25 protein-coding genes are annotated in these 25,614 nt (G+C 59.1%); 3 read left to right on the top strand and 22 right to left on the bottom strand.

All coding sequences use genetic code 11. The features are described 5' to 3' along the window. Positions 1–6 precede the first annotated feature (6 nt). From ABEA08_RS04970 to ABEA08_RS04865, 22 genes are all read right to left on the bottom strand, one after another. Positions 7–474, bottom strand: coding sequence for a GNAT family N-acetyltransferase (locus ABEA08_RS04970; RefSeq protein ID WP_345333890.1), 468 nt, complete (start codon positions 472–474; stop codon positions 7–9). A 70-nt stretch (positions 475–544) separates the two neighbouring features. Beyond that, a complete protein-coding gene (locus ABEA08_RS04965) occupies positions 545–2,275 on the bottom strand; it encodes a sugar phosphorylase (protein ID WP_345333888.1) in 1,731 nt (576 codons plus the stop codon). After that, a complete protein-coding gene (locus ABEA08_RS04960) occupies positions 2,272–3,495 on the bottom strand; it encodes a glycosyltransferase family protein (RefSeq protein ID WP_345333886.1) in 1,224 nt (407 codons plus the stop codon). The genes ABEA08_RS04965 and ABEA08_RS04960 overlap by 4 nt, the downstream gene beginning before the upstream one ends. 10 nt (positions 3,496–3,505) lie before the next feature. Then, complete coding sequence (locus ABEA08_RS04955; protein ID WP_345333884.1) at positions 3,506–4,312, bottom strand: HAD-IIB family hydrolase; 807 nt, start codon at positions 4,310–4,312, stop codon at positions 3,506–3,508. A gap of 187 nt (positions 4,313–4,499) precedes the next feature. After that, a complete protein-coding gene (locus tag ABEA08_RS04950) occupies positions 4,500–4,907 on the bottom strand; it encodes a hypothetical protein (protein ID WP_345333882.1) in 408 nt (135 codons plus the stop codon). 154 nt (positions 4,908–5,061) lie between these two features. Further along, positions 5,062–6,114, bottom strand: a complete 1,053-nt coding sequence (gene dinB, locus ABEA08_RS04945) for a DNA polymerase IV (protein WP_345333880.1) — start codon at positions 6,112–6,114, stop codon at positions 5,062–5,064. Positions 6,115–6,364: 250 nt separating this feature from the next. Next, positions 6,365–8,365 (bottom strand): methyl-accepting chemotaxis protein, encoded by a 2,001-nt coding sequence (locus ABEA08_RS04940; protein ID WP_345333878.1) that lies wholly within the window; start codon positions 8,363–8,365, stop codon positions 6,365–6,367. A 157-nt stretch (positions 8,366–8,522) separates the two neighbouring features. Further along, entirely contained in the window at positions 8,523–8,744 is a 222-nt protein-coding gene (gene nqrM, locus ABEA08_RS04935; RefSeq protein WP_345333876.1) for a (Na+)-NQR maturation NqrM, read from the bottom strand. Positions 8,745–8,746: 2 nt separating this feature from the next. After that, entirely contained in the window at positions 8,747–9,772 is a 1,026-nt protein-coding gene (locus ABEA08_RS04930) for an FAD:protein FMN transferase (RefSeq protein WP_345333874.1), read from the bottom strand. A 26-nt stretch (positions 9,773–9,798) separates the two neighbouring features. Further along, positions 9,799–11,022: an NADH:ubiquinone reductase (Na(+)-transporting) subunit F gene (nqrF, locus tag ABEA08_RS04925; protein WP_345333873.1), complete on the bottom strand. Its 1,224-nt coding sequence runs from the start codon at positions 11,020–11,022 to the stop codon at positions 9,799–9,801. 34 nt (positions 11,023–11,056) lie between these two features. Continuing rightward, complete coding sequence (gene nqrE, locus ABEA08_RS04920; protein ID WP_345333872.1) at positions 11,057–11,665, bottom strand: NADH:ubiquinone reductase (Na(+)-transporting) subunit E; 609 nt, start codon at positions 11,663–11,665, stop codon at positions 11,057–11,059. Positions 11,666–11,674: 9 nt separating this feature from the next. Beyond that, on the bottom strand, positions 11,675–12,304 hold the full coding sequence (locus ABEA08_RS04915) for an NADH:ubiquinone reductase (Na(+)-transporting) subunit D (RefSeq protein WP_345333870.1): 630 nt from the start codon (positions 12,302–12,304) through the stop codon (positions 11,675–11,677). Next, positions 12,297–13,076, bottom strand: a complete 780-nt coding sequence (locus tag ABEA08_RS04910) for a Na(+)-translocating NADH-quinone reductase subunit C (RefSeq protein ID WP_345333868.1) — start codon at positions 13,074–13,076, stop codon at positions 12,297–12,299. Before ABEA08_RS04910 ends, ABEA08_RS04915 begins: the two co-directional genes overlap by 8 nt. Beyond that, positions 13,069–14,295, bottom strand: a complete 1,227-nt coding sequence (locus tag ABEA08_RS04905; protein ID WP_345333866.1) for an NADH:ubiquinone reductase (Na(+)-transporting) subunit B — start codon at positions 14,293–14,295, stop codon at positions 13,069–13,071. The genes ABEA08_RS04910 and ABEA08_RS04905 overlap by 8 nt, the downstream gene beginning before the upstream one ends. Next, complete coding sequence (locus tag ABEA08_RS04900; protein WP_345334006.1) at positions 14,295–15,638, bottom strand: Na(+)-translocating NADH-quinone reductase subunit A; 1,344 nt, start codon at positions 15,636–15,638, stop codon at positions 14,295–14,297. Before ABEA08_RS04900 ends, ABEA08_RS04905 begins: the two co-directional genes overlap by 1 nt. A 435-nt stretch (positions 15,639–16,073) precedes the next feature. Beyond that, positions 16,074–18,218: a TonB-dependent receptor family protein gene (locus ABEA08_RS04895; RefSeq protein ID WP_345333864.1), complete on the bottom strand. Its 2,145-nt coding sequence runs from the start codon at positions 18,216–18,218 to the stop codon at positions 16,074–16,076. A gap of 209 nt (positions 18,219–18,427) precedes the next feature. Next, positions 18,428–18,937: an S-ribosylhomocysteine lyase gene (gene luxS / locus ABEA08_RS04890; RefSeq protein ID WP_345333862.1), complete on the bottom strand. Its 510-nt coding sequence runs from the start codon at positions 18,935–18,937 to the stop codon at positions 18,428–18,430. A 76-nt stretch (positions 18,938–19,013) separates the two neighbouring features. Next, the gene (locus tag ABEA08_RS04885; RefSeq protein ID WP_345333860.1) at positions 19,014–20,123 is read right to left on the bottom strand and encodes a TRAP transporter substrate-binding protein; all 1,110 of its coding nucleotides are present in this window, start codon (positions 20,121–20,123) and stop codon (positions 19,014–19,016) included. 28 nt (positions 20,124–20,151) lie between these two features. Then, positions 20,152–21,516, bottom strand: coding sequence for a TRAP transporter large permease (locus ABEA08_RS04880; RefSeq protein ID WP_345333858.1), 1,365 nt, complete (start codon positions 21,514–21,516; stop codon positions 20,152–20,154). Beyond that, a complete protein-coding gene (locus ABEA08_RS04875) occupies positions 21,516–22,028 on the bottom strand; it encodes a TRAP transporter small permease subunit (protein ID WP_345333857.1) in 513 nt (170 codons plus the stop codon). The genes ABEA08_RS04880 and ABEA08_RS04875 overlap by 1 nt, the downstream gene beginning before the upstream one ends. Before the next feature lie 161 nt (positions 22,029–22,189). Next, a complete protein-coding gene (locus ABEA08_RS04870) occupies positions 22,190–22,480 on the bottom strand; it encodes a BolA family protein (RefSeq protein WP_345333855.1) in 291 nt (96 codons plus the stop codon). Between the two features lie 50 nt (positions 22,481–22,530). After that, on the bottom strand, positions 22,531–23,136 hold the full coding sequence (locus tag ABEA08_RS04865) for an alpha-ketoglutarate-dependent dioxygenase AlkB family protein (protein WP_345333853.1): 606 nt from the start codon (positions 23,134–23,136) through the stop codon (positions 22,531–22,533). Between the two features lie 40 nt (positions 23,137–23,176). On the opposite strand from ABEA08_RS04865, the gene ABEA08_RS04860 reads away from it, so the two are divergent. The 3 genes from ABEA08_RS04860 (at position 23,177) to ABEA08_RS04850 (ending at position 25,517) form a co-directional block, all read left to right on the top strand. Then, a complete protein-coding gene (locus ABEA08_RS04860) occupies positions 23,177–24,289 on the top strand; it encodes a methyltransferase (RefSeq protein WP_345333851.1) in 1,113 nt (370 codons plus the stop codon). A 77-nt stretch (positions 24,290–24,366) separates the two neighbouring features. Further along, positions 24,367–24,921, top strand: a complete 555-nt coding sequence (locus ABEA08_RS04855) for a YajG family lipoprotein (protein ID WP_345333849.1) — start codon at positions 24,367–24,369, stop codon at positions 24,919–24,921. 20 nt (positions 24,922–24,941) lie between these two features. Further along, positions 24,942–25,517 carry a peptidylprolyl isomerase gene (locus ABEA08_RS04850; RefSeq protein ID WP_345334004.1) on the top strand — a complete coding sequence of 192 codons (576 nt, stop codon included), beginning with the start codon at positions 24,942–24,944 and terminating at the stop codon, positions 25,515–25,517. The last annotated feature ends 97 nt before the right edge of the window (positions 25,518–25,614 follow it).

Raw genomic sequence — 25,614 nt, 5'->3', positions numbered from 1 at the left:
ACAGACTCACTCAGCTCGATACTCGTACAACAGGTAGCTGCCCGAACGATCCTGCAATTGGGTTCGACATGCCATCCCCGCCTTTTCCAACATACGGCAACTGGCACCATGACCGGGCTCGACCGTGGAGATCACCCGGCGGCAACCGTGCCCCACCAATGCCAACTCCAGCAAGCGCCGAACGGCCTCGGTGCCATAACCCTGCCCCCACATCTCAGGCGTGAGCACCAGCCCAAGCTCGGCTTCACTGCCCGGACTCAGGTGGCGCAGATAGCCGTGGCCGATGGCACGTCCATCGGGCCCCAGCAACAAGCCCGCGGCCATCTGTCCCCGCTCGGCCAAGAGCCGATCAAATAGGGCATGGGCCTGCGCTTGGGGTTTGGCCCCCTCGAGCCACGCCATGGCTTGCGGCGACGCCATCAGCGCAACAAAAAAGGCCCGGTCATCGGGCCGGTAGGAGCGTAACCGGATCACTCTCTATCCCAAACAGACACTAATACAGGTTTGATCCTAAGTCACTTCCAATACAGTTTCAGTAACTTAATCAACCATCACTCAGATTACTGAGCCAGACACACTGATAAGGGGCCAACTCGATCTGGCCCTGGTGATCCTCATACGACTGATCGCTGAGCAGATCAGTCCAAGGATCCAGTGCGGCCAGATTCAGCGAGGATAACGCCAGCGCCTGCGGCTGCGCCGTCAGATTGTGCAAGGCAAAGATACTCTGACGCCGGCACAGACTCTGACGCCAAAAGCCCACCACCGCATCCCCCAACTGCAAGGTGTACTGGGTGGCGTTGGGATGAAACGCCCGTTGCCGGCGCCGAATGGCCAAGCGCAACTTCATCGCTGCCAACACTTGATGGTGATGACTGCCGTCGTCCTGTAATAAGGCCTGGAGCTGCGGATAGTCCCACTTATGCCGATTGATGTGGCGATTGTGATTGCTGTGCGCCACCCGCGCATGGTCATTGCCCGTTGCCAACAGCGAATGGATATAGAGCGCCGGGATCCCCTCTATTCCCAACATCAAGGTATGGGCACACAAAAACCGCGCCAACTGCCAATGATCCTCACCGGCTAGGGTGCCCTTCATCGCCTCCCACAGGGCAATGTTGATCTCGTACGCCGCGCGACTGCCGTCGGGCTTATCGCGCCAGGAGATCCGCCCACCAAACCGCTCCATTGCCCCGATCAGCCGATCCGTCTCGGCGCGATCCAGGATCCCCTCGACCGGGCGCAGCCCGATCCCATCGTGTGAGGCGATAAAGTTGAAATAGGCGGTGCCACTGCGCGCCGGCGGCAGGGTCATCAACCAATTGCGCAGATGGCGGCCGTTGCCGGTGAGCAGCGCGTTGAGCAACAACGGTGGCAGGGCAAAGTTGTAGATCGCGTGCGCCTCATTGCCATTGCCAAAATAGGCCAGGTTTTCCTGGTTAGGAATATTGGTCTCAGTGATGATGATCGCATCCGGGCGCTGATGCTCGATCAGCAGCCGCAGCAGCCGAACCAAGGTGTGGGTCTGGGCCAGATTGATGCACGAAGTGCCGGGGATCTTCCACACGAACGCCACCGCATCCAAGCGAAACACCCTTATCCCCTGCTCCAGATAGAACCGCAAAATGGCGACAAATTCGCACAACACCTCAGGGTTGGAAAAGTCGAGATCGACCTGATCGGCGCTAAAGGTACACCAGACATGGCGCTCACCATCGAGCGTCTGCACCTTGGTCAACAGTGGCGAGGTGCGCGGCCGCACCACCTGGCTCAGATCAGCCTGCGGATCCCCTTCAAAGAAGTAGCCCTTGCCCGGCGACTTGCCCTGCCGGTAGTTCTCAAACCAGCCGCTGCGACTGGAGCAGTGGTTGATCACCACATCGGCCATCAGATCAAACTGCGCCGCGATCTCACGGATCTGCGGCCAGTCCCCCACGCTCTGATTGACCTGATAGTAATCGATCACCGCAAAGCCATCGTCTGAGCTATAGGGAAAGAAGGGCAGGATATGAACACCGCTGATCGACTCGGCCAGATAGTGACCGAGAAAGTGTTGCAGATTCTCCAGCGGCAGGTGGGTCTCGCTCAGCAGGCTGTCAGCGTAGCTGATCACATAGACGTCCCCCTCATCCCAGTGGTTGCAGTAGGGCTCCGGCTCCGGCCCGCCCGGGATGATCCGCATAATCGTGCACAAGCGTTGCGCCAGCGCAGCACTCTCCGACTGCGGATACAACGCCGCTAGATGACCGCAAAGAGTCTCAAGTAATACCGTCATGCGCCCAGCTCCTGATGATCCGCCTCCACCGCAGCGACCAGCTGCTCAAACACATCCGGGATCGCCGCCAACACCCGGTTCCAGCTCGGCACAAAGGGGGTTTCCATTGGGTTATCGAGGAAGTGGTTGCCGGCTTTAATGATGTTTTCGGCAAACAGTTCGACCGCTTCCTCCTCGCGGTGAATGTCTAAGGTCAAACCATTGATCATCGCGTCGTTGCGGTAGGTATCGATAAAATCCAGCGCAATGCGGTAGTAGGTAGCCTTGATGGTGCGCAACACGCCGGGACTGAACACCACCCCCTGCGTCGCCAGCTTGCGGATCATCGCTTTGGTGATATCGATGGACATGCGCGATAACCCGGTCGTCGCGTCGTCCGCAGACAACGCCTGATGCTTGTGATCGTAGACATCGGCAATGTCGACCTGACACAAGCGGTTGGTGGCATAGTTGCGCTGCATCTCCGCCAGCACCCCGATCTCCAAGCCCCAGTCGCTGGGTATACGCAGATCCTTTAACACGTCGAGCCGAAACGAGAACTCCCCGGCCAACGGGTAACGAAAACTATCAAGAAAGGCCAGATAATCCGATCCCGGCACCACCTTCTTAAGAGCCCGGATCAGCGGCGTCACCAATAACCGGGTCACCCGACCGTTCAGCGTGCCCCCCGCCACCCGAGCGTAGTACCCCTTCGCGAATTCGTAGCTAAATCGGGGATTGGCCACCGGGTAGATCAAACGCGCTAACAGGCTGCGATCATAGGTCAGGATGTCGCAATCATGCAGCGCCACGGCCTCCACCCGGCGGGTCGCCTGCACATAACCAAAACAGTACCAGACGTTGCGCCCCTTGCCGGGCTGATCCGGCGCCAGCCCCTTGGCTTGCAGTTGCGCATCCAGTGCCCGCAGCCTCGGCCCGTCATGCCACAGCACCCGATGCGGCTGCGGCAATTGATCGAAGAACTTCAGCGCCTGGACGTATTCGTCCCGATCGGCCCGATCCAACCCCACGACGATCTGGGACAGGTAGGGCACCTGAACCAGCTCCTCGATGATCTTAGGCAGAGCATCGATCTGCAGCTCAGAATAGAGCGACGGCAACACCAAGCCTAAGGGCCGGTGTTGACTGAATTGCAGCAGTTCACGCTCCAACTCGGCCACCGGTCGGTTGGACAGGTTGTGCAAAGTGGTGATGATCCCGTTCTGATAATAGTCCGCCATGCTTACGCTCCTAATGTGCCGCTGCTGGCTGTGGATCCAACAGGCTCAACAGGGCTTGCGCCCAACCTGCCGGGCCACACAGCTCGGTTTGGATCACCCGCTTGGCCGCGGGCTTGGGCGGGAAGGGATGTACCGGCGAGCGGATCTGAACCGCGACGTCGGCCGCCGCGAGCATGGCGCTGTCATTGTGCCCATCCCCCAAGGCGATGATCTGCACCGGCTGACCCGACCGCGTGTGATAGTGCTGGCGCAGCCAAGTGGTGGCCCGCCCCTTGTCGGTCTGGCCCAACAGATGAAAGAAGCGCCCGCCTTTGAGCAAGGTAAAGCCCTGCGCCCGGGCCGATGCCTGAAATGTCAGGAACGCATGCTCCGTGTCCTGCCATAACAGCGGCTCAGAGTATTCTCGCTGCTGCGCCAGCTCGGCCTGAGCCAGACTGAGACCGGTGTGCGCCGCTAGCTCGGCAACAGACCAATCGGAGAAACCTTGCACACTGAAACCGGCGCGTTGCCGCTCCCGCTGGAGCCACGCCACCAGTTGCTGTCGCGGCTGCCCCAGGATCACGGCGCGCGGCTCGCCCTCCAGCGGCTCAGGCAGATGAATGGCTGAACCATTCTCCACCACCATGGGCCAATGCAGCGACAGGGCCGACGCCAACGCCTGGCTCTCGGCCAAGGTTTTGCTGGTGTTAAAGATCAGCGGGATCCGACGCTGTCGGCACAGCGCTAGTGCGGCCTGCGCCGCATCGTATTGGTAGGTGTGGTGATCCAGTAAGGTGCCGTCCAGATCGGTGACGACGAGGGTGCCAACTGCGCTCATGGGCTTATCACTCCTTGGTTGTCTACTTCTACAGCAAGGAGCGGGCCAACACCGATCTGTCATTGCCAGCGACGCCGGCGCGGCGACTCGCGCCGCCAGCGCACCAACGGCAGGCCCCCATATGGCGCATTGCACCAATAAGGGGCATACTCAGGGCTCTTCGCCGGGAGCCGATGGTGGAGTCGGGTTAAATCAGTCCCTTCTGCTTGATCCGTTCACGGTTATATTCCAACACCACTTGCTCAACCGACAGCTCCTCAGCCCCCGCACAACGCTCGATGATATGCGCCCGCCGGGCTTTCTCGCAGGTACTGACCATGTCCCTGCCCTTCTCCTTGCCAAACCGCCACATTAGGTAGTCCATGGCATTGTTGTCGGCATAGGACACCAGTCGGGCCAGTTTCGCTTCATCGTTGGCATAGTGGTTGATGGTGCGGCAGTAGGTTTTTTCACCGCTGTAATTATCAAAATAATCCACGTCCCTTAGGGGTTGTGCCTGGGTAAACATCCCTCCCAACACAAACAAGACGGCGCCAACCAATATCAACATACCACTGGCGGTGATGATCTGACGGTAACGGCTTCGGATCCTCATAACGGCCTCCTCAACGAAGGTTTCCGATGTGAATGGGCCACGTTTTCGCACCCACGCTTTCAGCCTAGAAGGATCCGCCCCAGGCCGGCTTGATGGGGATCAACTAGTGAGTTATTACCCCGCACGACTGAACGCTTATCGCCTCGAAATGGGCTTATAACAGGCTCAACTGAGGACTGCTGTGCGATGCCAAGGTCACGCTGATCCCCACCAGTCGCACCCCCTTGCCCTCCCCACGCAGGTAGCCGGTATGCAACAAGGCAGCCAGCTGTGACGGTGCCAGCTCATTGCCCTGACAGGCCACCGTGGTCTGCTGGAAATCGCTAAATTTCAATTTGACGTTCAACCCCTTAAACGGCTTTTCCCCCAATCGGCGGGCCAATTCCGGCAACAGGCTCATCAGTTTATCCAGGCACGCCTGCTCGCTGCGCAGATCCTCGGCCACCGTGGTTTCAACCCCAACAGATTTGCGCTCCCGATGGGGTTGCACCTCACGCGGATCGATCCCCTGAGCCCTCTGATACAACACAGGCCCAAACTTGCCCAACCACTCGTGCAGGCGCTCCGGGCTGTGCTTGAGCACATCCGCGCCGTTTTGCAGGCCATGCTCGGCCAGACGCTCTGCGGTGCGGGGGCCGACTCCTGGGATCTTACGCAGCGGCAGCGCCGCAGCAAACGCCGCGCATTGCTCAGGCAGCACCACGCACTGACCATTGGGCTTATTCTCGTCCGAGGCGATCTTGGCGATGAACTTATTGGGCGCGATCCCGGCGGAGGCGGTCAGGCCGGTTTCGGCCTGGATCTCGGCGCGGATCCGCTGGGCGATCAGGGTCGCGCTACCACGGCACTGGTGACAGTCAGTGACATCCAAATAGGCTTCATCGAGTGACAAGGGCTCGATCAGTTCGGTATAGCGCGCAAAGATCGCCCGGATCTGCTGGCTGACCGCTTTATAGACCGACATCCGGCCCGGCACCAGGATCAAGCCGGGACAGCGGCGCAGCGCCTCGCTGCTGGGCATGGCGCTGCGCACCCCATACTGGCGGGCCTCATAGTTGCAGGTGGAGATCACCCCGCGGCTGTTGGCCGGGCCGCCGACCGCGATCGGTTTGTCCCGCAACTCGGGAAAATCCCGCATCTCCACGGCAGCAAAGAAGCAATCCATATCCACATGGATGATCTTGCGCTGTCTGATCGGCTCAACCATAAGTCAGGATCTCACTGCAACCGATGGCCTTGTGCACCATCAAACTGTATAAACATACAGTTATCATATCACAGTCTTATCGGCGCTCAATCCCTGTGGCAGCAAATGGCCCCACAGGGCCGTTGCCGGTTGTTGCTTTCGGTGGGTTTGGCACAGAGCTGGCGGCGCTGCGAAACGATCATAACAACGTGATTGCGCCGCTGAGGCCATGCCCAACGGCGGACAGACTCAGAACTTAATCTGAGCGGCATCACACCTTAAACCGACTGAGCTGCCGCTCGATGCCGTCACTGGCTTGCGACACATTGCCGATACTGTGCGCCAGCGAACGCGAGCGCTGACCGGTTTCCTGGATCAGCTCCTGCACGGCCACCACCTTCTCATCGATATCCCCCGCGGCCGTCGCCTGCTGGCTGATCGCCGTGCTGATCGACTGGATCTCGCTTTGGATCCCCTGCACCGCATCCTGCGCCTGAGCCAGTGCCGCGCGCAGCTGCTCAGAGACCGCCGCCGACGCCGCCGCTTCCTCACAGCTTTGGACCATGACCTGCTGCGCGGTCTCGCTGCTTTGTTGCAGCTGCTCAATGATCCGCTGGATGTTGGCGGTGGAGTCTTGCGTTCGCGACGCCAGGGTGCGCACCTCGTCGGCCACCACGGCAAAGCCGCGGCCCTGCTCGCCAGCCCGGGCGGCCTCGATGGCGGCATTGAGTGCCAGCAGATTGGTTTGCTCGGCGATGGTTCGGATCACCTCCAGTACCTCGCCGATCTGCGACGCGTTATTCCCCAGCACCGCCACCACACTGGCGGCCTCTTGCACCTTGCCGTTGAGCAATCCGAGGCGGTCCTCCGCCTGGACCACCACCTCATTGGCCTGGCCAACCTGGCTCTGCGCCGCATTGGCGTGACCGAAGACATGCTGCGCCCGATCGGCCATCTCCTGACTGGTCTGCGCCATCTCCGTGGTCGCCGTACTGATCTGCTCGATCCGCCCCTGCTGGTGTTCGATCGCCGCCAGCGTGTCGGTGCAGGCCACCTGCGCCTGTTCGCTGGCCTCCTTCACCTCGCAGGTCATGGCCGACGAACGGCTAATCAAGCCATGCACCTTCTCCGCAAACCGGTTAAAGGCGCGGGCCAGCTTGCCCATCTCGTCGATGCGATTGATGTCAATACGACGTCGCAGATCCGCATCGCCATCGCCGATCTCCTCCATCGCCGCCAGCAGCCGCTTCAATTGACGGCGCAGCGGCAGTAACAACGCCCACACCAGCAAGGAGATCAGCAAGGTAAATCCAACCCCCTTGACCGTGGTATCCAAACGAACGGACAGGATCTGTTCAGTCAGGTAAGCCTTGGGGATCATCAGACCGAGGCGCCAATTGACCTGCGGGTAGTCGCTGTGGATCGGCTGCCAACGCACCACCATGGTCTCGCCCTGATACTCAACCTCGCTGTGGCCCTGCTCTTGGCGCTCCATCGCCGTTTGCAGTTGAGCAAAGTGCGCGTAGTTATCGTCTCCGTCCAATTGGCCGATCCGATCCCCCGGCTTAAACTGCTCATCAAACGCCGGGAAGAACACCGCCTTGCCCTCATCGGTCAGCATGAACGCCTGACCCTGGCCTTCGTATTGCACCTGAGACAGCAGTTGCTCACCGATGGTGCTGACCAGGATATCCATCCCGCCGATCCCGAGAAATCGCCCGGACAGATCATACACGGTGCGCTTGATCGTGGCTGACACCGAGCCGTCGTTGGCATCCACCGCCGGATCCGACACATAGAGGCGATCCTTGCCCTTAGCTTCGCCCCACCAAGGCCGCTTGCTGGTGTAGTAGTTGGGATCGCCCTCATAGCGCCCTTCGAGATCGAAATACTCGTGGGTATTTTCCGAGCCAAAGAAGACCGACTTGATGGCCGGATCCTGCGCAGAGAAAAAGCGGAAATACTGCACCAGATCGGCGTAGTCGGGATCGCCGCTGAGCGTTCCGCCGCGTCGGTCGTACTCGGCGAAGAAACGTTGCACCTGCGGGCTGGCAAACACACTGTGGATCACCTGTCCCCTGGCCTCGAAGAAACCGGTGATCTGAGCACTCTTGAAGCTCAATAAGCGGTCAATGCCGATATCAAGCTGGGCTCGGGCGACATTGGCCGTCTTATTCACCAGCAGTACACTACCGAACAATAGAATGATAAAGACGGATCCGGCAATGGCGGCCACCAACTGCCGAGTAATAGAGCGACGCAAGAAATCCATTTCTCTCCCCTTGTGCGATCTTGACCGACAAGCCTGTCAGCCTTGTTGTTATTGGTTTGCTGTCTCAATATACAGCTATTTACAACATACGCATTAAGAAGAAAAACGCAATGGAATGATTTAAAACAAAAAAACGGCCTGTACAGGCCGCTTTTCATTATAGGATCCGGTCGCGATCCAATCGCTGACGCCGGGCCTCTTCGGCCATCTTGGCCTTACGTTTATCGCATGGCTCGGGGCAATCGCAGGCTTTATCGATCCCAATGGCGCCGAGCCCGCCGCAGGACCCACTGAGCGTGCGCCGTTTGATCAAATAGCCTACGGACATCAGCCCGATCACCATCAACATAATGACAAAGGTCGCCAGAAATGTGCTCATGGTTACTTCTCCATCAGATAGGGTTGATACGCGCTGGAATAGCGTACCTCAAAATCGCCGTTGGCGTGCTTCTCGATCAGCATCACCGCCAGATCCTCGCGCTCGGCCAAAGCCAGCGACGCCTCCGCCCCCAGCACGATCATCGCCATCGCTAATCCGTCCGCGGTCATCGCCGAGGGATCCAACACGGTGGCCGACGCCACCCGACTGGTGGCCGGACGACCGCTGCGCGGATCGATGATGTGAGAAAAGCGCTCGCCGTTCTCCTCAAAGAAGATCCGGTAATCCCCTGACGTCGCCACCGCCATATCGCCGGGCTCGATGATCTGGGCGATCTCCCGGCCATAACTGTCTGGCTGCTCGACCGCGATCCGCCAGCGCGCGCCGTCGGGCTTCACCCCCTTCACCCGTAATTCCCCACCGATCTCAACCAGATAGTTATCCAAGCCGCGCAGCTCCAATAACTCAGCCACCACATCCACGCCGTAGCCCTTGGCCACCGAAGAGAGATTGAGGGTCAAGCCGGGCAGCGTCTTGGTCAGGTTCAGACCTTCAAACTGCAGATGATCCAAGCCGGTGAGCGCCCGCGCCGCGGCGATGGCCTCGTCATTCGGTGCGGTCTCGATCCGGCCATCCGGACCAAAGCCCCACAGATCCACCAGCGGCGACACCGTGATATCGAGCGTACCCTGGGTCAGCGCATGCAAGCGAACCGATTCGCGGATCACCGCCATAAAATCCGCATCCACCAACAGCGGCGTATCGGCAGGCTGCCGGTTAAACTGGCTGATCAGCGACTCTTGGCGCCAATTCGACATGGAGTCGTTCACCTGCTCTAGCCGGTGATCGATCGCCGCCTGGATCTGACTGGTCGACTCGCTGGTCGGCTGAGCGACCCAGGAGATGTGATACGTGGTGCCCATGGTGTGACCCGTGATGCTTTCGATCACCGGCGCACGACCACAGCCAGAGAGAAGAAGGGCCAGCCCCAATGGGGCCAGCCACTTGATAACGTTAGGATACGACATAAACGCTCTTTGTTCGTGGGGACGGCTTAACCGCCGAAATCATCCAACAGAATGTTCTCGTCTTCAACCCCTAGATCTTTCAGCATATTGATCACCGCAGAGTTCATCATTGGTGGTCCACACATGTAGAACTCACAATCTTCCGGCGCCTCATGATCCTTGAGATAATTCTCATACAGCACGTTGTGGATGAAGCCAGTGTAACCGTCCCAGTTGTCCTCCGGCTGCGGGTCGGACAAGGCCACGTGCCAGGCAAAGTTATCATTGCCATCGGCCAAGCCGTCGAAATCGTCCTCATAGAACATCTCACGCTTCGACCGTGCACCATACCAGAAGCTGATCTTACGCTTGGAATTTAAGCGCTTGAGCTGATCGAAGATATGGGAGCGCATCGGTGCCATGCCCGCACCACCGCCAATAAACACCATCTCAGCCGCGGTATCCTTGGCAAAGAACTCACCAAACGGCCCGGAGATGGTGACCTTATCACCGGCTTTCAGACTCCAGATATAGGAAGACATCTTGCCGGCGGGCAGCGACAGGTTATTGGGTGGCGGCGAGGCGATCCGCACGTTAAGCATGATGATCCCATGCTCTTCCGGGTAGTTCGCCATGGAGTACGCACGGATGGTTTCTTCATCCACCTTCGACTCAATATCGAAGAAACCAAAACGTTCCCAGTCGGCGCGATACTCCTCTGGAATATCGAAATCCTTATATTTGACGTGGTGGGCCGGGGCTTCGATCTGAATGTAACCGCCCGCCCGGAAGGGCACCGACTCACCGTCAGGGATAGCCAGTTTCAGCTCCTTAATGAAGGTGGCCTTATTGTCATTGGAAACCACCGTGCATTCCCACTTTTTGACCCCGAACACCTCTTCCGGCAGTTCGATATCCATGTCGCTCTTCACCGCAACCTGACAGGCCAAACGGCAGCCCTCTTTCGCTTCCAGCTTATTGATGTGACTCTGCTCGGTCGGCAGGATCTCGCCGCCGCCGGACTTCACATTCACCCGGCACTGACCGCAAGAGCCGCCACCGCCGCAGGCGGAGGAGATGAAGATCCCCTCGCCCGCCAGCGCGCCCAGTAACTTGTCGCCGGGTGTGGTGGTGATCGCCTTATCGGGATCGCCGTTAATACTGATGATGATGTCACCGCTGGCCACCAGTTTGGACTTGGCAAACAAGATCACCAGCACCAATGCGGTCACAATCGCCGTAAACATCGCAACGCCGAGTACAATTTCCATCGACTATTCCTTTAACTTCCTATGCCAGCGCCGCTTACAGCGACACCCCGGAGAAGGACATAAAGCCCAACGCCATCAAACCGACGGTAATGAAGGTGATCCCCAAGCCCCGCAACCCGTGCGGCACATCGGCGTACTTCATTTTTTCACGCAACCCGGCCAACAGAACAATGGCGATCGCCCAGCCCGTACCCGCACCGAGGCCATACACCACGGACTCAGCAAAGTTGTAATCCTTCTGCACCATGAACGAGACCGCACCGAAAATGGCGCAGTTCACCGTAATGAGCGGCAAGAAGATCCCCAGCGCGTTGTACAACGGCGGGAAATACTTATCGAGGATCATCTCCAAGATCTGCACCAACGCGGCGATCACGCCGATAAAGGTGATGAACTGCAAAAAGCTTAAGTCCGCACTGGGCATCCCCGCCCACGCCAGCGCGCCCGGCGCGAGGATATTGGTGTAGATCAGCTGGTTCACCGGCACCGCCAGGGTCAGCACCACCACCACGGCCACGCCCAGGCCAAACGAGGTCGCCACCTTCTTCGACACCGCGAGAAAGGTACACATTCCCAAGAAGAAGGAGAGCGCCATGTTTTCGATAAAGACCGCCCGAACAAACAGGCTCAGATAATGTTCCATGTGGTTTCCTTACTCCTTCGGCTCAACTTGATCCGGCTTCCAGGTGCGCAGCGCCCAGATAATAAAGCCGATCAGGAAGAAGGCACTGGGTGCCAGCAGCATCATGCCATTGGGCTGATACCAGCCCCCTTCGGAGATCTTCGGCAGGATCTCGAAGCCGAACAGGGTGCCGCTGCCCAGCAGCTCACGGAAGAAGCCAACCGTCAGCAAGATAAAGCCGTAACCCAAGCCATTGCCGATCCCATCGAGAAAGCTTGGCAGTGGCGCACTCTTCATCGCGTACGCCTCAGCTCGCCCCATCACGATGCAGTTGGTGATGATCAACCCGACAAACACGGTCAGCTGCTTGGCGATGTCGTAGGCGTAGGCCTTGAGGATCTGATCCACCAGGATCACCAAAGAGGCGATCACCGTCATCTGCACAATAATGCGCACGCTGTTCGGAATGTGATGGCGCATCAAAGAGATGAACAGGTTGGAAAACGCCGTGACAAACATCAAAGCTAGGGTCATCACCACCGCCGTCTGCATGGTGGTGGTCACAGCCAGAGCCGAGCACACCCCCAACACCTGTAAAGCAATGGGGTTATTGGCAAAGATGGGTCCGGTTAGGACCTGCTTAAGTGATTGTTCAGCCATTATTGAGCTCTCCTTGGCGGATCTTATCGATGAAGGCGGCAAAGCCCTCTTCACCCAGCCAGTATTCCAGACTGTTGTTCACCCCATTGCTGGTCAGGGTCGCACCAGACAAGCCATCGACACCATGGATATCCCCGGCAGGCGCACCGCCTTTGACCACAGAGATCGCCAGCTCACCGGTCTCATCAAACAGCTTCTTGCCCGCCCATTGCGCCTTCCAGCGCGGATTGACCACTTCTGCCCCCAGACCTGGGGTTTCGCCCTGATCGTAATAGACCAAAGACTTGATGGTGTTCATATCTGGCGCCAACGCTAAAAACGCGTACATGGTCGACCACAGGCCATAGCCATGAACCGGTAAGATCACCGTATCCAGCTCACCGGCCTCGTTGTTGACCAAATACACCACGCCGTAATGGGCGCGACGACCGATCGAAGCGACATCATTGACGGGTTTCGCCGAGCTGGCGGGATCCCGCGCCACCATCGCCAGATCGTAACTGCGGGGATCGATCTGAGGGAGAAAATCCCCGGTGTCATACTCGACCACACGGGCATCGATATAACGCTCGAACGTGGCCGGCACATCGCCGTTGGCTTGGTCCAGTAGGCCCGCCGCTTCCAACACATAGCGCTGAGTATCCCGCTCTTTATTGAGCTTTTGCAGTGGCTTTAGCGATACCGCCGCACCGGACACCACCAGCGAGCAAACCAGACACAGGCCAATGACCACACCCAGGGTCTTGCCCATCGTATCGTTAGACTTAGACATTACGTGCCATCCTCCGCTTGATGTTGGCTTGCGCGGTGAGGTGATCGAAGATCGGCGCCCACAAGTTGGCAAACAGGATCGCCAGCATCATCCCTTCCGGGAAGGCCGGGTTGGCCACCCGGATCAGCACCACCATCACGCCGATCAACGCGCCATAGGCCCACTTGCCTTGATTGGTAAAGGAGGCAGACACGGGATCGGTCGCCATAAAGAACATGCCGATGGCAAAGCCGCCGGTCACCAGATGCCAGGTCCACGGCACATGGAACATCGCATTGGTGTCGGAGCCGATCAGGTTAAACAGCGACGCCGCCGCGATCATCCCCGCCATCACGCCGGCGACAATGCGCCAAGAAGCGATGCGGGTATAGATAATGATCAACCCCCCTAGGGTCAAAGCCAGCACGCTGGTTTCACCGACCGAGCCGGCGACAAAGCCCAGGAAGGCATCCTGCCAGGCCGGATCGGAGAACGCGGCATACCAAGCGTAATCGGCAAACTCCAGGGTGCCCGCCGCCGCCTGACTCAACAAGGTCGCACCGGAGAAGCCGTCCGCCGCGACCCAGACCAGATCGCCAGAGATCTCGGCAGGGTAAGCAAAGAACAGGAAGGCACGCCCGGCCAATGCCGGGTTGAGGAAATTACGCCCGGTGCCACCAAACAGCTCTTTTGCCACCACGACGCCAAAGCTGATCCCGATGGCCACTTGCCACAAGGGGATGGTCGCAGGCAGGATCAGGGCAAACAGGATGGAGGTAACGAAGAAGCCTTCATTGATCTCATGCTTGCGCACGCTGGCAAACAGCACCTCCCAAAATCCCCCCACCGCAAAGGTCACGGCGTAGATCGGCAGGAAGAAACAGGCCCCATACAACATCAGGCCGCCGATCCCGGTGTCGGCGGTCAGGCTGCCACCGAGCAGCTCAAACAGCCCCACCTGCCAGAGATCCGGCACGGCGAACCCGCCCGCTAACGCGCTTTGTGCCTGCCAACCCACGTTGTACATGCCAAAGAACAGTGCAGGAAACAGGCACAACCAAACGGTGATCATCATCCGCTTCAGATCGATGTTGTCGCGCACATGGGTGCGCCCCTTCGTGGTGTGTCCCGGGGTATACAAGATGGTGTATGCCGCTTCAAACAGGGCGTACCACTTCTCGTATTTCCCGCCCTTCTCAAACTGAGGCTCAATGCGCTCAAAAAACTGTTTCAGACTCATTAGCCTTCCCTCTCGATGATCTCAAGGCAAGCGCGCAGCTCTTGGCCATAATCGTATTTGCCGGGACACACGAAGGTGCACAGCGCCAGATCTTCCTCATCCAGCTCCAACGCGCCCAACAACTGCGCGTTATCCGTATCCCGGGCGATCAGATCGCGCAGCAACAGCGTCGGCAAGATATCCAGCGGCAACACCCGCTCATAGTTGCCGATCGGCACCATGGCCCGATCCGAACCGCCAGTAGTGGTCGTCATATTAAACAGCCGGCTCGGGCTGAAATGAGACAGGAAGGTGCGGGTGATGGAATACTTATTGGCACCGGGCAAAACCCAGCCCAATAACTCTTTTTCATCCCCTTCGGCCAGTACGCTGATCTGCAGATGGTAGCGCCCGAGGAAGCTGTGAACGTCACTGGCGGCACGGCCATTGAGCACCGAGCCAGAGATCACCCGGACATGCTTCTCGCTCAATTCACCCGCGGTCAGTTGGGACAGATCGGCCCCGAGACAGGTCTTGATCAAGCGGGGACGCACCACCATAGGGCCCGCCAGCGAGATCACCCGCTGACAATCCAGACGTCCCTCGACGAACAGGGTCCCGATGGCGATCACATCCTGATAATTGATGCTCCAAACGGTTCGCTTCGCGCTGGCTGGCATCAAGGTATGGATATGGGTGCCGGTCAGACCGGCGGGGTGCGGTCCCTTGAATTGATGCGCGCTGATCGGTGCCAATTCGGCCCCAGGTAACGGCTCCCCCTCATCCTGGCAGAGGTACAGCTTGCCGTCACTAAGCTGCGACAACACCATCAAACCATGACGGAAGGCATCGGCCTGGGCGGCGATCACCACCCGAGGATCCGCGGCCAACGGGTTGGTGTCGATCGCGGTGACAAACAATCCTGCCGGACGGCTGTTTAAGGCGGGCACCCTGCTAAATGGCCGGGTCCGCAGCGCGGTCCACAAACCGCTGCTGACCAGATTATCTTGGATCGCGGCCGGGTCTAACTGCGCCAACTGCTCCGGCGCAGTTTGGGCAAACGTGACTTCGTCATCACCGTCGATCTCGATCACCACCGACTGAAGAACCCGCTGAGCCCCTCGGTTGATCTCACTGATGGTGCCACTGGCGGTAGCCGTAAAGCGCACACCCGGGTTCTTTTTGTCTTCAAAGATCGTTTGACCTTTTTTAACCCGATCACCGAGCCGCACCTGCATGGTCGGCCGCATGCCCACATATTCTTCACCTAAGATCGCAACGCGAGACACAGCGGCGCCATCTTGGATGACTTGCTCTGGTCCACCGGCTAACGGCAGATCCAATCCTTGCTTTATTGTAATCATACTCACATGCACTGCTTTGCTGGGAAGTCCATCTGTGCCGCCGCCTTACATCCAAAGCAGCGGCCCAACTGATACCACTCTCAATTCCACCACCTTTGCAAAAGAGCGCAAACTTTGCTGGGTTTTGCGACCTGCATCACGGCGGCTCGAGCGCATCATACCGCAAAGGTCAAAATCCATCTATGAAAAATGGCATTACCTTTGTCCAATCACAGGTTTGAGACGCAAACTCCGCCCAAGCCGGTCAATTTGGCAGCAATAGTGGAGAGTTTGTTCCAGTCAGCGGCGCCTTTATCTGAACCGCATCCATATATTTGGCTTGTTTTTAAAAAGCTTGCTGTGTCAGCAGCGGAAGTTACCCCGTCATCAGCCTCTTCCTTATTAAGGATCGAAAAAGGGCAGCTAATCGCTGCCCTTTACTGCCAGAGCAACAGCTTAGAAGTCGAACTGATAGCCTAAGATCGCGCTGCGTGGCTTGCCGGTTTGAATGCCACCGTGTACCCGGGTCGCGATGTAGGTCTCATCCAACACATTGTCCACCGTGATGGAGATCTTCTGCCGGTCATCAATGCGGTAGTGGGCGGAGAGATCCATGACCCAGCGCGACGGGATCAGCTCCCCAGTCGGGATACTGCCCACACCCGCTTGCGTGCGAATATCGGACTGATAGCGTCCCAGCAGGTTCAGATCCCAGTGGTCGCCTTCCACCCCGGCGGTCAGCTGCAGCTGGTGCTCCGGCACGTAAGGCATCTCATCCCCCACCTCGACGTCGCCCCAGATCTCGGACACATACGCGTTTTGAAACTCCGTCTGCGACAGGGTGTAGCGCACACCCATCGGCCAGATCAAGCCCGCCAACTCCGGCCGCAGATCGGCGGAGAGCTCCAGGCCTTGCACCTCGAATTCGCCGGCGTTCTCCTGATCACCGATCTTATCCTCATCACAGCCCTGCGCCGCGGTGCAGTTGCCGTGCAGATTGTCGTAATCGGATATAAAGCCAATCAACTCCGCACTGAGCAAGCCATTATCAAAGCGGACGCCGGCCTCGTAGTTCCAGCTCTCCTCTTCCTCAGCCTCGTTATTGCCCGGCGATGGCGGCGCAAAGCCTTTTTGCACGCCCGCCAGCACCACCCACTCATCGCCCAGCAGATAGGTAAAGCCCAGCGCCGGCATCACCCCGTCGGTGGTATTTTCCCGCAACGCCGGATCGCCGCTACGGCTGGGATCTTCCTTGCCCCAGTCCTCACGCAGGGTCTCGACATGCTCGTAGCGCACGCCCGCATCCACCTGCAGCGCACCAAATACCAGCTCGGCAGCAATAAAGCCCGACCAGGCATCGGCGGACTCGATCCGGTTGGAATCGGTACCGGGGATCCCCGCTTCGATCAAGCGCATACGCTGATCGGCTCCCAGCTCGTACGTGTCCACCCATTGGAAGCGATCCATCTCATCTTCGTGATAGCGCACCCCAAACGTCAGCGCATGGTCGCCCAGCTGCTGACGGGCTTGCGTCTGGATCCCCCAGGCGGTGTAATCGCGGTTATTGGCTTTGACAGCAACCTCCATCGGCGTACTGCCAGCAGGATCCTTATCAAACGCGGCGGCCTCATCGACCAAACCGCCACTGGTCTTGTACCAATTGCGAGAAAACTCGTTGTAGTAGATCGCCGAGTTCCATTCCAGGCTATCGCTCAACCGGGCGTAGTGATTGAGCTGGTAGCCATAACGCTCGGTGTCCATATTGTCTTTCTGGCTGGCGCTGTAACGCTGGTAGGGATCGGCACGGTAATCCGCATCGGTCAGGCCCAAATAGGTCTCGTCCGAGTCTTCATTGGCGTAATGGAACTTAAATTCGGTCTCCTGATAGATCGCCGCACCGGGCAGGCTCTGGCTCTTGAGCTTAAGCATCACGTCGTCTTTCTTAAAACCCGCTTCATCATTGATGCCATTCACGGTCTTAAAACCATCCGCCTGATAATGGAACCACTCCACCAGACCGGATAACTGCTCACTGCCGCCCCCGGCCCAGCCGTGTGCCTTAAGGTAATCATCACTGCCATAAGCCAAGTTGACGCTGGCGGCATTCTCTTTGGGGATCCGGCGCGACACCATATTCAGCACACCGCCCGTGGTCCGCGGCCCATAACGCACCGCCGAGGTCCCCTTAAACACCTCCACCGCCTCCATCCGACCTATGGTTGGGAAGTAATACGCCGCTGGTGATGCATAAGGTGCCGGTGCCACCAGGATCCCATCCTCCATCACGGTGATCTTCTCATTGCGGCTGGCCGGCGCGCCGCGCATGCCAATATTGGGACGCAGTCCATAACCCTCTTCCTCGGAAACGTACACGCCCGGCACCTGAGTCAGCACCCGCATCACATCGGTGTAATCGAACTTTTCCAGCGTTTCCGGACCGATAAAGCTGGCCGAGCCTGCCGTGGTTTTGATCGCATCCGCATCACCAAAGATGGTGATGATCTCCAGACCGCGATCGCTATCGGCTTGCTCCGCCAAGGCATTGAAACTGGCCAATACCGCAATAGCTGCGGCAGCAAGAGGGAAAACGGTGTGACGCATGGTGATCTCCTAGCTACTTACTAATGGCTCTAATAACCATTCTCATTTCCATTTCGCGAAGTAAATCACACCACACACCGTTCCGCAACCAACGCAAAACATTATTTTTACACCGGCACTCGATGGCAGGAGCGGGCATCGACCTCCTGCCGCCCCAAAACGCAAAAAAGGCGCCGAACGGCGCCTTTGACTGCTCAACCACAATCGGGCTATAGACGGCTGAGCTGGGCCTCACTGAGCGCCAACTCGTCGTTCTTGTTCACGCCGATCCCGCGCGCAAGGATCCCTGAGGCGATCGCCTGCGCCTCCTCCAGCGAATGCATCTCATAGGTGCCGCACTGGTACTCATTCAACTCCGGGATCGCCGACTGGGTTTTGACCGCCAGCACATCCTCCATGCTGGCACGCCAGGCAGACGCCACGTCGGTCTCAGAGGGTGTGCCGATCAGGCTCATATAGAAGCCGGTACGACAGCCCATGGGCGAGATATCGATGATCTCCTGCTCACCCTGATTCAGGTGATCCCGCATAAACCCGGCAAACAGGTGCTCCAAGGTGTGGATCCCACGCTCGCTTAGGATCTCCGCATTGGGCAGACAGAAACGCAGATCAAACACCGTGATGGTATCCCCTTTCGGAGTCACCATACTCTTGGCCACCCGCACGGCCGGTGCCTGCATCTGAGTATGATCAACGGTAAAACTGTCTAACAGTGGCATAAAGATCCCCTTCTATACGTCTAGCCATCCAATGGCCAAACCTTAACCTTAGGCTCGAGCAAGATCAACGCCTGCGTTATTCCGGCTGCATCAGCCGACTGTAAGCGTCCTCACTGATGCTGTGATACCGCCCGACCCCCTGCTGAAACTGACGATAGTGCTCCCACACCTTAGCCAAGGCGGGATCCTTGGCCGCTTCTTCCGCCATCACCTGCTCGGTGGTCTGTTGTAACTGCTGTAACACCGCATCCGGCCAGGCGCGCAGCTCGATACCGTGCTCGTTGATCAAGGCATCCAGAGCGACAATATTGCGACTGGTGTACTCATCGAGCATGTCCTGATTCACCGCTTGGGCCGCGGTTTCCACGATCGCACGCAGATCATCGGGCAGCGCATCGAGCGCCGCTTCATTCACCAAAAACTCTAGGGTGGTTCCCGGCTCATGCCAGCCCGGATAGTAGTAATACTTGGCCGCTTTATGCAGACCAAAAGCCAGATCATTATAGGGCCCCACCCACTCGGTGGCATCGATCGCGCCGGTCTGCAGCGCCGTAAACAGCTCCCGTCCCGGTAAGGTCACCGGCACACCGCCCAACCGGGCCAGCACCTCACCGCCCAACCCCGGCAAGCGCATCTTCAATCCTTTCAGATCTTCCAGCGAATGGATCTCCTTATTAAACCAACCGCCCATCTGCACGCCGGTATTGCCGCCCGCAAGCGGCACGATCCCAAACGGCGCGTACACCTCACGCCATAACGCCATGCCACCGCCGTAATTGAGCCAGCCGTTCATCTGCTGCGCGTTCATACCAAAGGGAATGGAAGCAAACAGTTGCGCCGCCGGGGCCTTGCCCTTCCAGTAATACGCCGCGCTGTGCCCCATCTCAGCCGTGCCCTGACTGACCGCATCAAACACCTCGAACGCCGGCACCAGATCGCCAGCACCGAATACGGTGATGCTCAGCCGGCCCGCCGACATCTGAGTCACCATCTCGGCAAAGCGCTCAGGCGCCATTCCCAAGCCGGGAAAATTCTTGGGCCAAGAGGTCACCAACTTCCATTCGATCGGCGCCGCCACCTCCGCGCCACGCTCTTCCCCACCCGGCTGAGGGGCTGGCTGACAGCCCATCATGGTGAGTGCCAACACCGCACCGGCCCACAATCCGCGCGCTTTCCGTTTTATCATGTCTCGCTCCTCTGTCTCTTGGTTGCGCCTACGAGCCGTAGATCTGCTGCGGCAACCAGGTGGCCAAAGCGGGCCACAGCGCCAACAAACCCATCATCAATAGCTGAATGGCAATAAACGGGATCACCCCCCGGTACAGCGTGGCACTGTTGAGGCTCGGTGGCGCCACGCCCCGCAAATAAAACAGGGCAAAACCAAACGGTGGGGTCAAAAAGGAGGTCTGCAGATTCAAGCCAAGCATGATCCCCAGCCAGATAGGATCCAGCCCCAGCATCAACAGCGTCGGGGCAACCAAAGGCACCACCACAAAGGTGATCTCGATAAAATCCAGGATAAAGCCCAACAGGAAGATCACCGCCATCACCACCAGAGTCGCCCCCACCACGCCACCGGGCAGATCGGTCAGCAACTGGTGGATCAGCGCCTCGCCGCCTAGGCCTCGAAACACCAAAGAGAACAGGGCGGCGCCAAACAGGATCATAAACACCATGCTGGTGATCTTAACCGTCTCCTCCAGCGCGCCAAGCAGCGCTCTAGCAGACAATTGCCGGCGGATCAGCGCCAGCAGTAGGGCACCGAATGCACCCACCCCGGCGGCTTCTGTCGGCGTCGCCAAGCCCATCAATATCGAGCCCAGTACCAGTAAGATCAGTGCGATCGGCGGCACCAGGGCGACCATCAATCGAGCCAATAAGGCCCGATCGAGCGGCACCGCCTCCGCCGGCGCAAAATAGTGGGGCCGGCGCCAAGCCAGCAGCAAGGTGTAGAGCATATACAAGCCCACCAGCACCAGACCTGGCAGCAAGGCACCGGCAAACAGATCCCCCACCGACACCGTGCGGGGGGAGAAGATCCCCATCTGTAACTGCGCCTGTTGATAGGCGGAAGAGAGCACATCGCCCAACAGCACCAGGGCGATGGAGGGGGGGATGATCTGGCCGAGTGTGCCGGTGGCGCAGATCGCCCCGGCGGCATAGCCGGGATCATAGCCGCGCTTCATCATCGCCGGCAGCGACATCAACCCCATGGTCACCACCGTGGCCCCGACGATCCCCGTACTGGCCGCCAGCAACATGCCAACCACCATCACAGACAGAGCCAGCCCAGCCCGGATCCCCCCGAACAGCGCCCCCATGGCGTCCAGCAACTGCTCCGCCAGTTTCGAGCGCTCCAGCGTCACCCCCATCATCACAAACAGCGGCACCGCCATCAGGGTTTGGTTGTTGAGGATCCCATACAAACGGTTGGGTAAGGCACTCAGGTAGGCGTCGTCCAACGTACCGGTGAGCAGGCCGATCCCGGCAAACCACAACGCGGTGCCGGCCAAGGCAAACGCCACCGGGAATCCGCTGAGCAGCACCAGACACACAGAGACAAACAGCAGCAGGGCCATCATCGCGCTCCCTCCCGCAGTCGCTGCAGGTTACGGCATAGCTCAGCCAGCGCTTGTAGGCCCAGTGTCAGCACCAACGCCAGGATCAGCGACTTTTGCAGATACACCAACGCCAGGCCACCGGCCTCGGCCGATCCCTCCAACCGACTCCAGGCATTGAACACATAACGCCAGCTTTGCCAGGCGACAAAGCCAAGAAAGGGCAACAGCAGCAACACGGTACCGAGCAGATCAACCCAGGCTTGGCGCCGCGCTGACCAGCGCCGATAGAAGATATCGACGCGGACATGGCCCTGCTGTCTCAGGGTAAAGCCGGCGCCCAAGGTAAACAGGCACCCGTGCAGATAGAGCACACTCTCCTGCAACGCGATGGAGCCCCGGTCCAATCCATAGCGCAGCACCACCACCGCGATCGCCAACAGCAGCATCAATAGCATCAAGCCAGCACACAGCTTGCCCAGCCAGCCGCTGAGTCGGTCGATCGGGCCGATCACGCTCTTCGTGAGTTTCATGCAAACCTGTCACCGCAAAGCTTCGTAACCTTTTGATAACAAAGTTTCGCTCAAGATCCTAATTCGCTCGTGCATAAATGCCGAACAAACGGCGATGCGATCGGCTGGATGGGAGGAAGGGAGTCGTGCTGGGCGACGAACTCGGGCCGCCCGTACGGGAGTTAACTGACGCAGCTGGGCGTACGGGGCGCGCTGCCCTGCTCCGCCCACTCCTGCGGGGTATAGGTGTGCAGCGCCAAGGCATGCAGCTCGCCCGCCAGCTCCTGCGCCAAAATGGCATTCACGCGACGATGACGCGCCAACAGCCGCTCGCCCTCAAACAGCGCACTGACCACGATCAGTTTAAAATGACTGTCACTGGCCGGCCCGCGGTGCATATGACTTTCGTTGATCACTTCGATATGGGTCGGGCTGAGCGCCTGTCCGATCTTTTGCTCGATAATGGCCTGCATCTGATCTCCTTAACAGTGATGGCATTGCCTACCGGCTCGGTTATACCCTGTCAGCGCGAGCGATAAAAGCCCGGGATCACCCGGCGAAAGGTCAAACTGGTGCGCGGCGCCTGAGCTCGACGTGACGCCGGCAGACAGTGCCACACGCCGGGCGCTAACCACAGCACGCTACCCGGCGCCAGCTCAATGGCCTGGCTGTCCTTCGGTGTCCAGCGCAGTCGCAGCCGCCGACGCGCACCAAAAGAGACAATAGCCAGCGGCGGCGACGGCCCCAGCTCCGGCTCATTGTCTCGATGCCAGCCCATCCTCTCGCCGCCATCGCGATAGGTGTTGGCCAGCACCGAATTGAATCCGGCCTGACTTTGCCGATTCAGCCACTGCATCAAGTCCGCCACCTCACGCGGCAGCGGCTCGGGAGTGAGCAGCGTGCCACTGTAGCGGTATTCACAACCGGGTAAGGCCAAATAACATTGGCGCCGCGGGATGGGGTGGCGCCGGCCAAAGACCGTCACCTCCGGCTGACGCCACGGCAAGCGCGCCAGCACCCGCTCCATCGCGACTTGCTGCGGCGCTGGCACACATTCGGGCCAATAACGTGCCAACAATCGGCCAGTTTGATCGGTTAACCGCTGTTGCTCCTGTTCAAGTCGTGCCATCTTTGAGAAAATTCCTCTTTTCGCCAGTGTAAGCACCGACATGACCGAGTTTATCGTCAACGAGACCCCATTGCGCCTTGAGCGCTTTCCGCCCACGCCGCACGATACCCTGCAAGCGTGGGACGCCGCCGATGAACTGATGGTCGCAGCCCATCAGCTGCCCGACGGCCCGATCTGGATCTTCAATGACCAGTTTGGCGCCATTGCCGCCGCCATGGCCAGCACCGAACCACAACGCCCCCAACACTGGCTCAATGACTCCTTCGTCAGCCATCAAGGCTTGACGCAAAACCTGGAGCTGAATGAACTGGCGTGCGTGCCGCACACCTATCGTGAGGTGGCGGAGTTGGCCGATGCGCCAGTCCCGGCAGGCGTGCTGATCAAACTGCCCCGTAGCCTGCGCCTGCTGACCCAGCAGCTGGACTGGCTTAATCGTCACCTCCCGTCCGGCACGCCGGTGGTGCTGGCGGCGCGCCAAAAAGACATGCCCTCCAGCTTACCCGAGTTAACCCGCTCGCTGCTGGATGAGGTGCACCCCTCTCGCGCCGTGAAAAAAGCGCGGCTGATCTACGGTCAACTGTCCGGTCGCGACAGTGGCATCGCCCCGGTGCTGGAATGGCATTGCGACGAGATCGATCAGGCCCTGAGCAACCACCCCAACACCTATGGCAGCCAACGGCTGGATCTCGGTGCCCGCCTATTGCTGCAGCACCTACCGGCTCAGCCTGGCCAGATCGTGGATCTTGGCTGTGGCAACGGCGTGCTCTCCGTCGCCGCCCTTAAGGCCGATCCTGACTGCCATGTTCTGGCGGTGGACGAATCCTGGCATGGACTGATGGCCTGTCGCGACAATACGGCCCAGTTCGGCGATCGGATCGAAACCCTGTGGAACGACTGCCTGTCCGATGTCGAAGGTGGCAGCGCCGATCTGGTGATCTGCAACCCCCCGTTCCATCAGCAACAAGCGGTTACCGATCACATCGCCTGGCAGATGTTCCGGGACGCCCGTCGTGTACTAAAAATGGGCGGTAAACTGCTCCTCGTCGGCAACCGCCACCTGGGCTACCACATCAAACTGACCCGCCTGTTTGGTGGCTGCCAAACCTTGGCCTCCAACGCTAAATTCGTTGTATTAGAAGCGCAAAAGCGCTAAAACTGCCAATCACGACGAATGGAATTCCCGGCCGTGGCCAGCTACGCCACGGCCCAACCAATGATCCCCTGTCCCGCATGAAAAAAATAACCTTGGCCGCTTTGGCCCTGTTGGCCGGATGTGCCAACCAACCGCAATCCCTGATCCTCGCGCCATTAGAGCCCCACTCGGCCGCTTCCGCTGCCCAACCGCGCAGCATCGCCCTTTCCAGCCTGGATCTGCGCAGCGAAACCTATCTGGCACGCATCGAGCGCGACGGCGAAGCCGCCACCCTGCTCAGTGCCAGCACCAACCCGCGCCAGCTGTTTGAGCAAGGCTTGGCCGATGGCCTCACACAGATGGGCTACCGCATCGGCAGCGACGGTGAGATCCGCATGGAGCTCAACCTGGAAACCCTGCGCATGGATGTCCAGCAAGACCTGTTTGCGCACAACGCCAACAGCACTTTAGTTGCCCGTCTGAACATCACCCAGGGCCAGCGTGAGCTGGTCAAACGCTACCAAGCCCGGGGCGAGTTCAGCGGACTCCTACAAGCCGATGCCGCCCGACTCGAGCGTGAGATCAATGACCGATTACAGCAACTGCTCAATGCCATCTTGGATGATCCTGAGCTGCATCGGTTTATTCAATAAGGAGCCTGACCATGACACGGATGTGGTTTTTGATCGCCCTGCTACTGACGCCCTGCGCCTGGGCCGAGCCCGACCCTCGGATCCAACCGGATAACCTGTTTCCTGTGGTCGAGATGGACACCAGCCTCGGTCAGATCGTGGTTGAGCTGGATCGCAGCCGGGCGCGCCGCACCATCGATAACTTTCTGACCTATGTGGTTAACGGCCACTACGACGACAGCCTGTTTCATCGGGTGGTGCCGGGGTTTGTGGTGCAAGGCGGTGGCTTTGGCAATGGCTATGAGCCGTTACCGTCTGGCGAGCCCATTATCAACGAGTCCGGTAACGGCTTGCGCAACCAAGTGGGCACCATCGCCATGGCGCGCGGTCGGGATCCCCACAGCGCCACCGATCAGTTCTACTTTAACCTCAACGACAACGAGAGCTTGGATCCCGGTCGCCGCTGGGGCTACGCCGTGTTCGGCGAGATCACCGAAGGGCTAGCGGTGCTCGAGCAGATGGGCGCGGTCGCCACCGACTGGCACGACGCCGTCGGCGCTGAAACCGTCCCTATCGCCCCGCTCCGCTTGATCAGCGTCCGCCTGCGGCCGGAGTGATCCCAAGCCAACACCACAGGGCGGCGCGCGGCAACCGTGCCTCGCCCTGTCGTTTCAAGTTTCTCCGGCGTGACTCCGTCTTAACCTATTAGGATCA

Source organism: Ferrimonas pelagia (genome assembly GCF_039543565.1).
Lineage (GTDB): Bacteria > Pseudomonadota > Gammaproteobacteria > Enterobacterales > Shewanellaceae > Ferrimonas > Ferrimonas pelagia.
The sequence above is the reverse complement of the archived record's forward strand: the minus strand, read 5'-3'. Positions and strand labels throughout refer to the sequence as shown.

Excerpts from the sequence above, each read along its gene's own strand:
- nqrF (WP_345333873.1), bottom strand. The coding sequence starts at position 11,022 with ATGGAAATTGTACTCGGCGTTGCGATGTTTACGGCGATTGTGACCGCA.
- ABEA08_RS04905 (WP_345333866.1), bottom strand. The coding sequence starts at position 14,295 with ATGAGTCTGAAACAGTTTTTTGAGCGCATTGAGCCTCAGTTTGAGAAG.
- ABEA08_RS04950 (WP_345333882.1), bottom strand. The coding sequence starts at position 4,907 with ATGAGGATCCGAAGCCGTTACCGTCAGATCATCACCGCCAGTGGTATG.
- nqrE (WP_345333872.1), bottom strand. The coding sequence starts at position 11,665 with ATGGAACATTATCTGAGCCTGTTTGTTCGGGCGGTCTTTATCGAAAAC.
- ABEA08_RS04955 (WP_345333884.1), bottom strand. The coding sequence starts at position 4,312 with ATGAGCGCAGTTGGCACCCTCGTCGTCACCGATCTGGACGGCACCTTA.
- ABEA08_RS04850 (WP_345334004.1), top strand. The coding sequence starts at position 24,942 with ATGTGGTTTTTGATCGCCCTGCTACTGACGCCCTGCGCCTGGGCCGAG.
- ABEA08_RS04880 (WP_345333858.1), bottom strand. The coding sequence starts at position 21,516 with ATGGCCCTGCTGCTGTTTGTCTCTGTGTGTCTGGTGCTGCTCAGCGGA.
- ABEA08_RS04910 (WP_345333868.1), bottom strand. The coding sequence starts at position 13,076 with ATGTCTAAGTCTAACGATACGATGGGCAAGACCCTGGGTGTGGTCATT.
- ABEA08_RS04900 (WP_345334006.1), bottom strand. The coding sequence starts at position 15,638 with ATGATTACAATAAAGCAAGGATTGGATCTGCCGTTAGCCGGTGGACCA.
- nqrM (WP_345333876.1), bottom strand. The coding sequence starts at position 8,744 with ATGAGCACATTTCTGGCGACCTTTGTCATTATGTTGATGGTGATCGGG.
- ABEA08_RS04865 (WP_345333853.1), bottom strand. The coding sequence starts at position 23,136 with ATGGCACGACTTGAACAGGAGCAACAGCGGTTAACCGATCAAACTGGC.
- ABEA08_RS04870 (WP_345333855.1), bottom strand. The coding sequence starts at position 22,480 with ATGCAGGCCATTATCGAGCAAAAGATCGGACAGGCGCTCAGCCCGACC.
- ABEA08_RS04875 (WP_345333857.1), bottom strand. The coding sequence starts at position 22,028 with ATGAAACTCACGAAGAGCGTGATCGGCCCGATCGACCGACTCAGCGGC.
- ABEA08_RS04965 (WP_345333888.1), bottom strand. The coding sequence starts at position 2,275 with ATGACGGTATTACTTGAGACTCTTTGCGGTCATCTAGCGGCGTTGTAT.
- ABEA08_RS04895 (WP_345333864.1), bottom strand. The coding sequence starts at position 18,218 with ATGCGTCACACCGTTTTCCCTCTTGCTGCCGCAGCTATTGCGGTATTG.
- dinB (WP_345333880.1), bottom strand. The coding sequence starts at position 6,114 with ATGGTTGAGCCGATCAGACAGCGCAAGATCATCCATGTGGATATGGAT.
- ABEA08_RS04885 (WP_345333860.1), bottom strand. The coding sequence starts at position 20,123 with ATGATAAAACGGAAAGCGCGCGGATTGTGGGCCGGTGCGGTGTTGGCA.
- luxS (WP_345333862.1), bottom strand. The coding sequence starts at position 18,937 with ATGCCACTGTTAGACAGTTTTACCGTTGATCATACTCAGATGCAGGCA.
- ABEA08_RS04915 (WP_345333870.1), bottom strand. The coding sequence starts at position 12,304 with ATGGCTGAACAATCACTTAAGCAGGTCCTAACCGGACCCATCTTTGCC.
- ABEA08_RS04960 (WP_345333886.1), bottom strand. The coding sequence starts at position 3,495 with ATGGCGGACTATTATCAGAACGGGATCATCACCACTTTGCACAACCTG.
- ABEA08_RS04855 (WP_345333849.1), top strand. The coding sequence starts at position 24,367 with ATGAAAAAAATAACCTTGGCCGCTTTGGCCCTGTTGGCCGGATGTGCC.
- ABEA08_RS04940 (WP_345333878.1), bottom strand. The coding sequence starts at position 8,365 with ATGGATTTCTTGCGTCGCTCTATTACTCGGCAGTTGGTGGCCGCCATT.
- ABEA08_RS04930 (WP_345333874.1), bottom strand. The coding sequence starts at position 9,772 with ATGTCGTATCCTAACGTTATCAAGTGGCTGGCCCCATTGGGGCTGGCC.
- ABEA08_RS04860 (WP_345333851.1), top strand. The coding sequence starts at position 23,177 with ATGACCGAGTTTATCGTCAACGAGACCCCATTGCGCCTTGAGCGCTTT.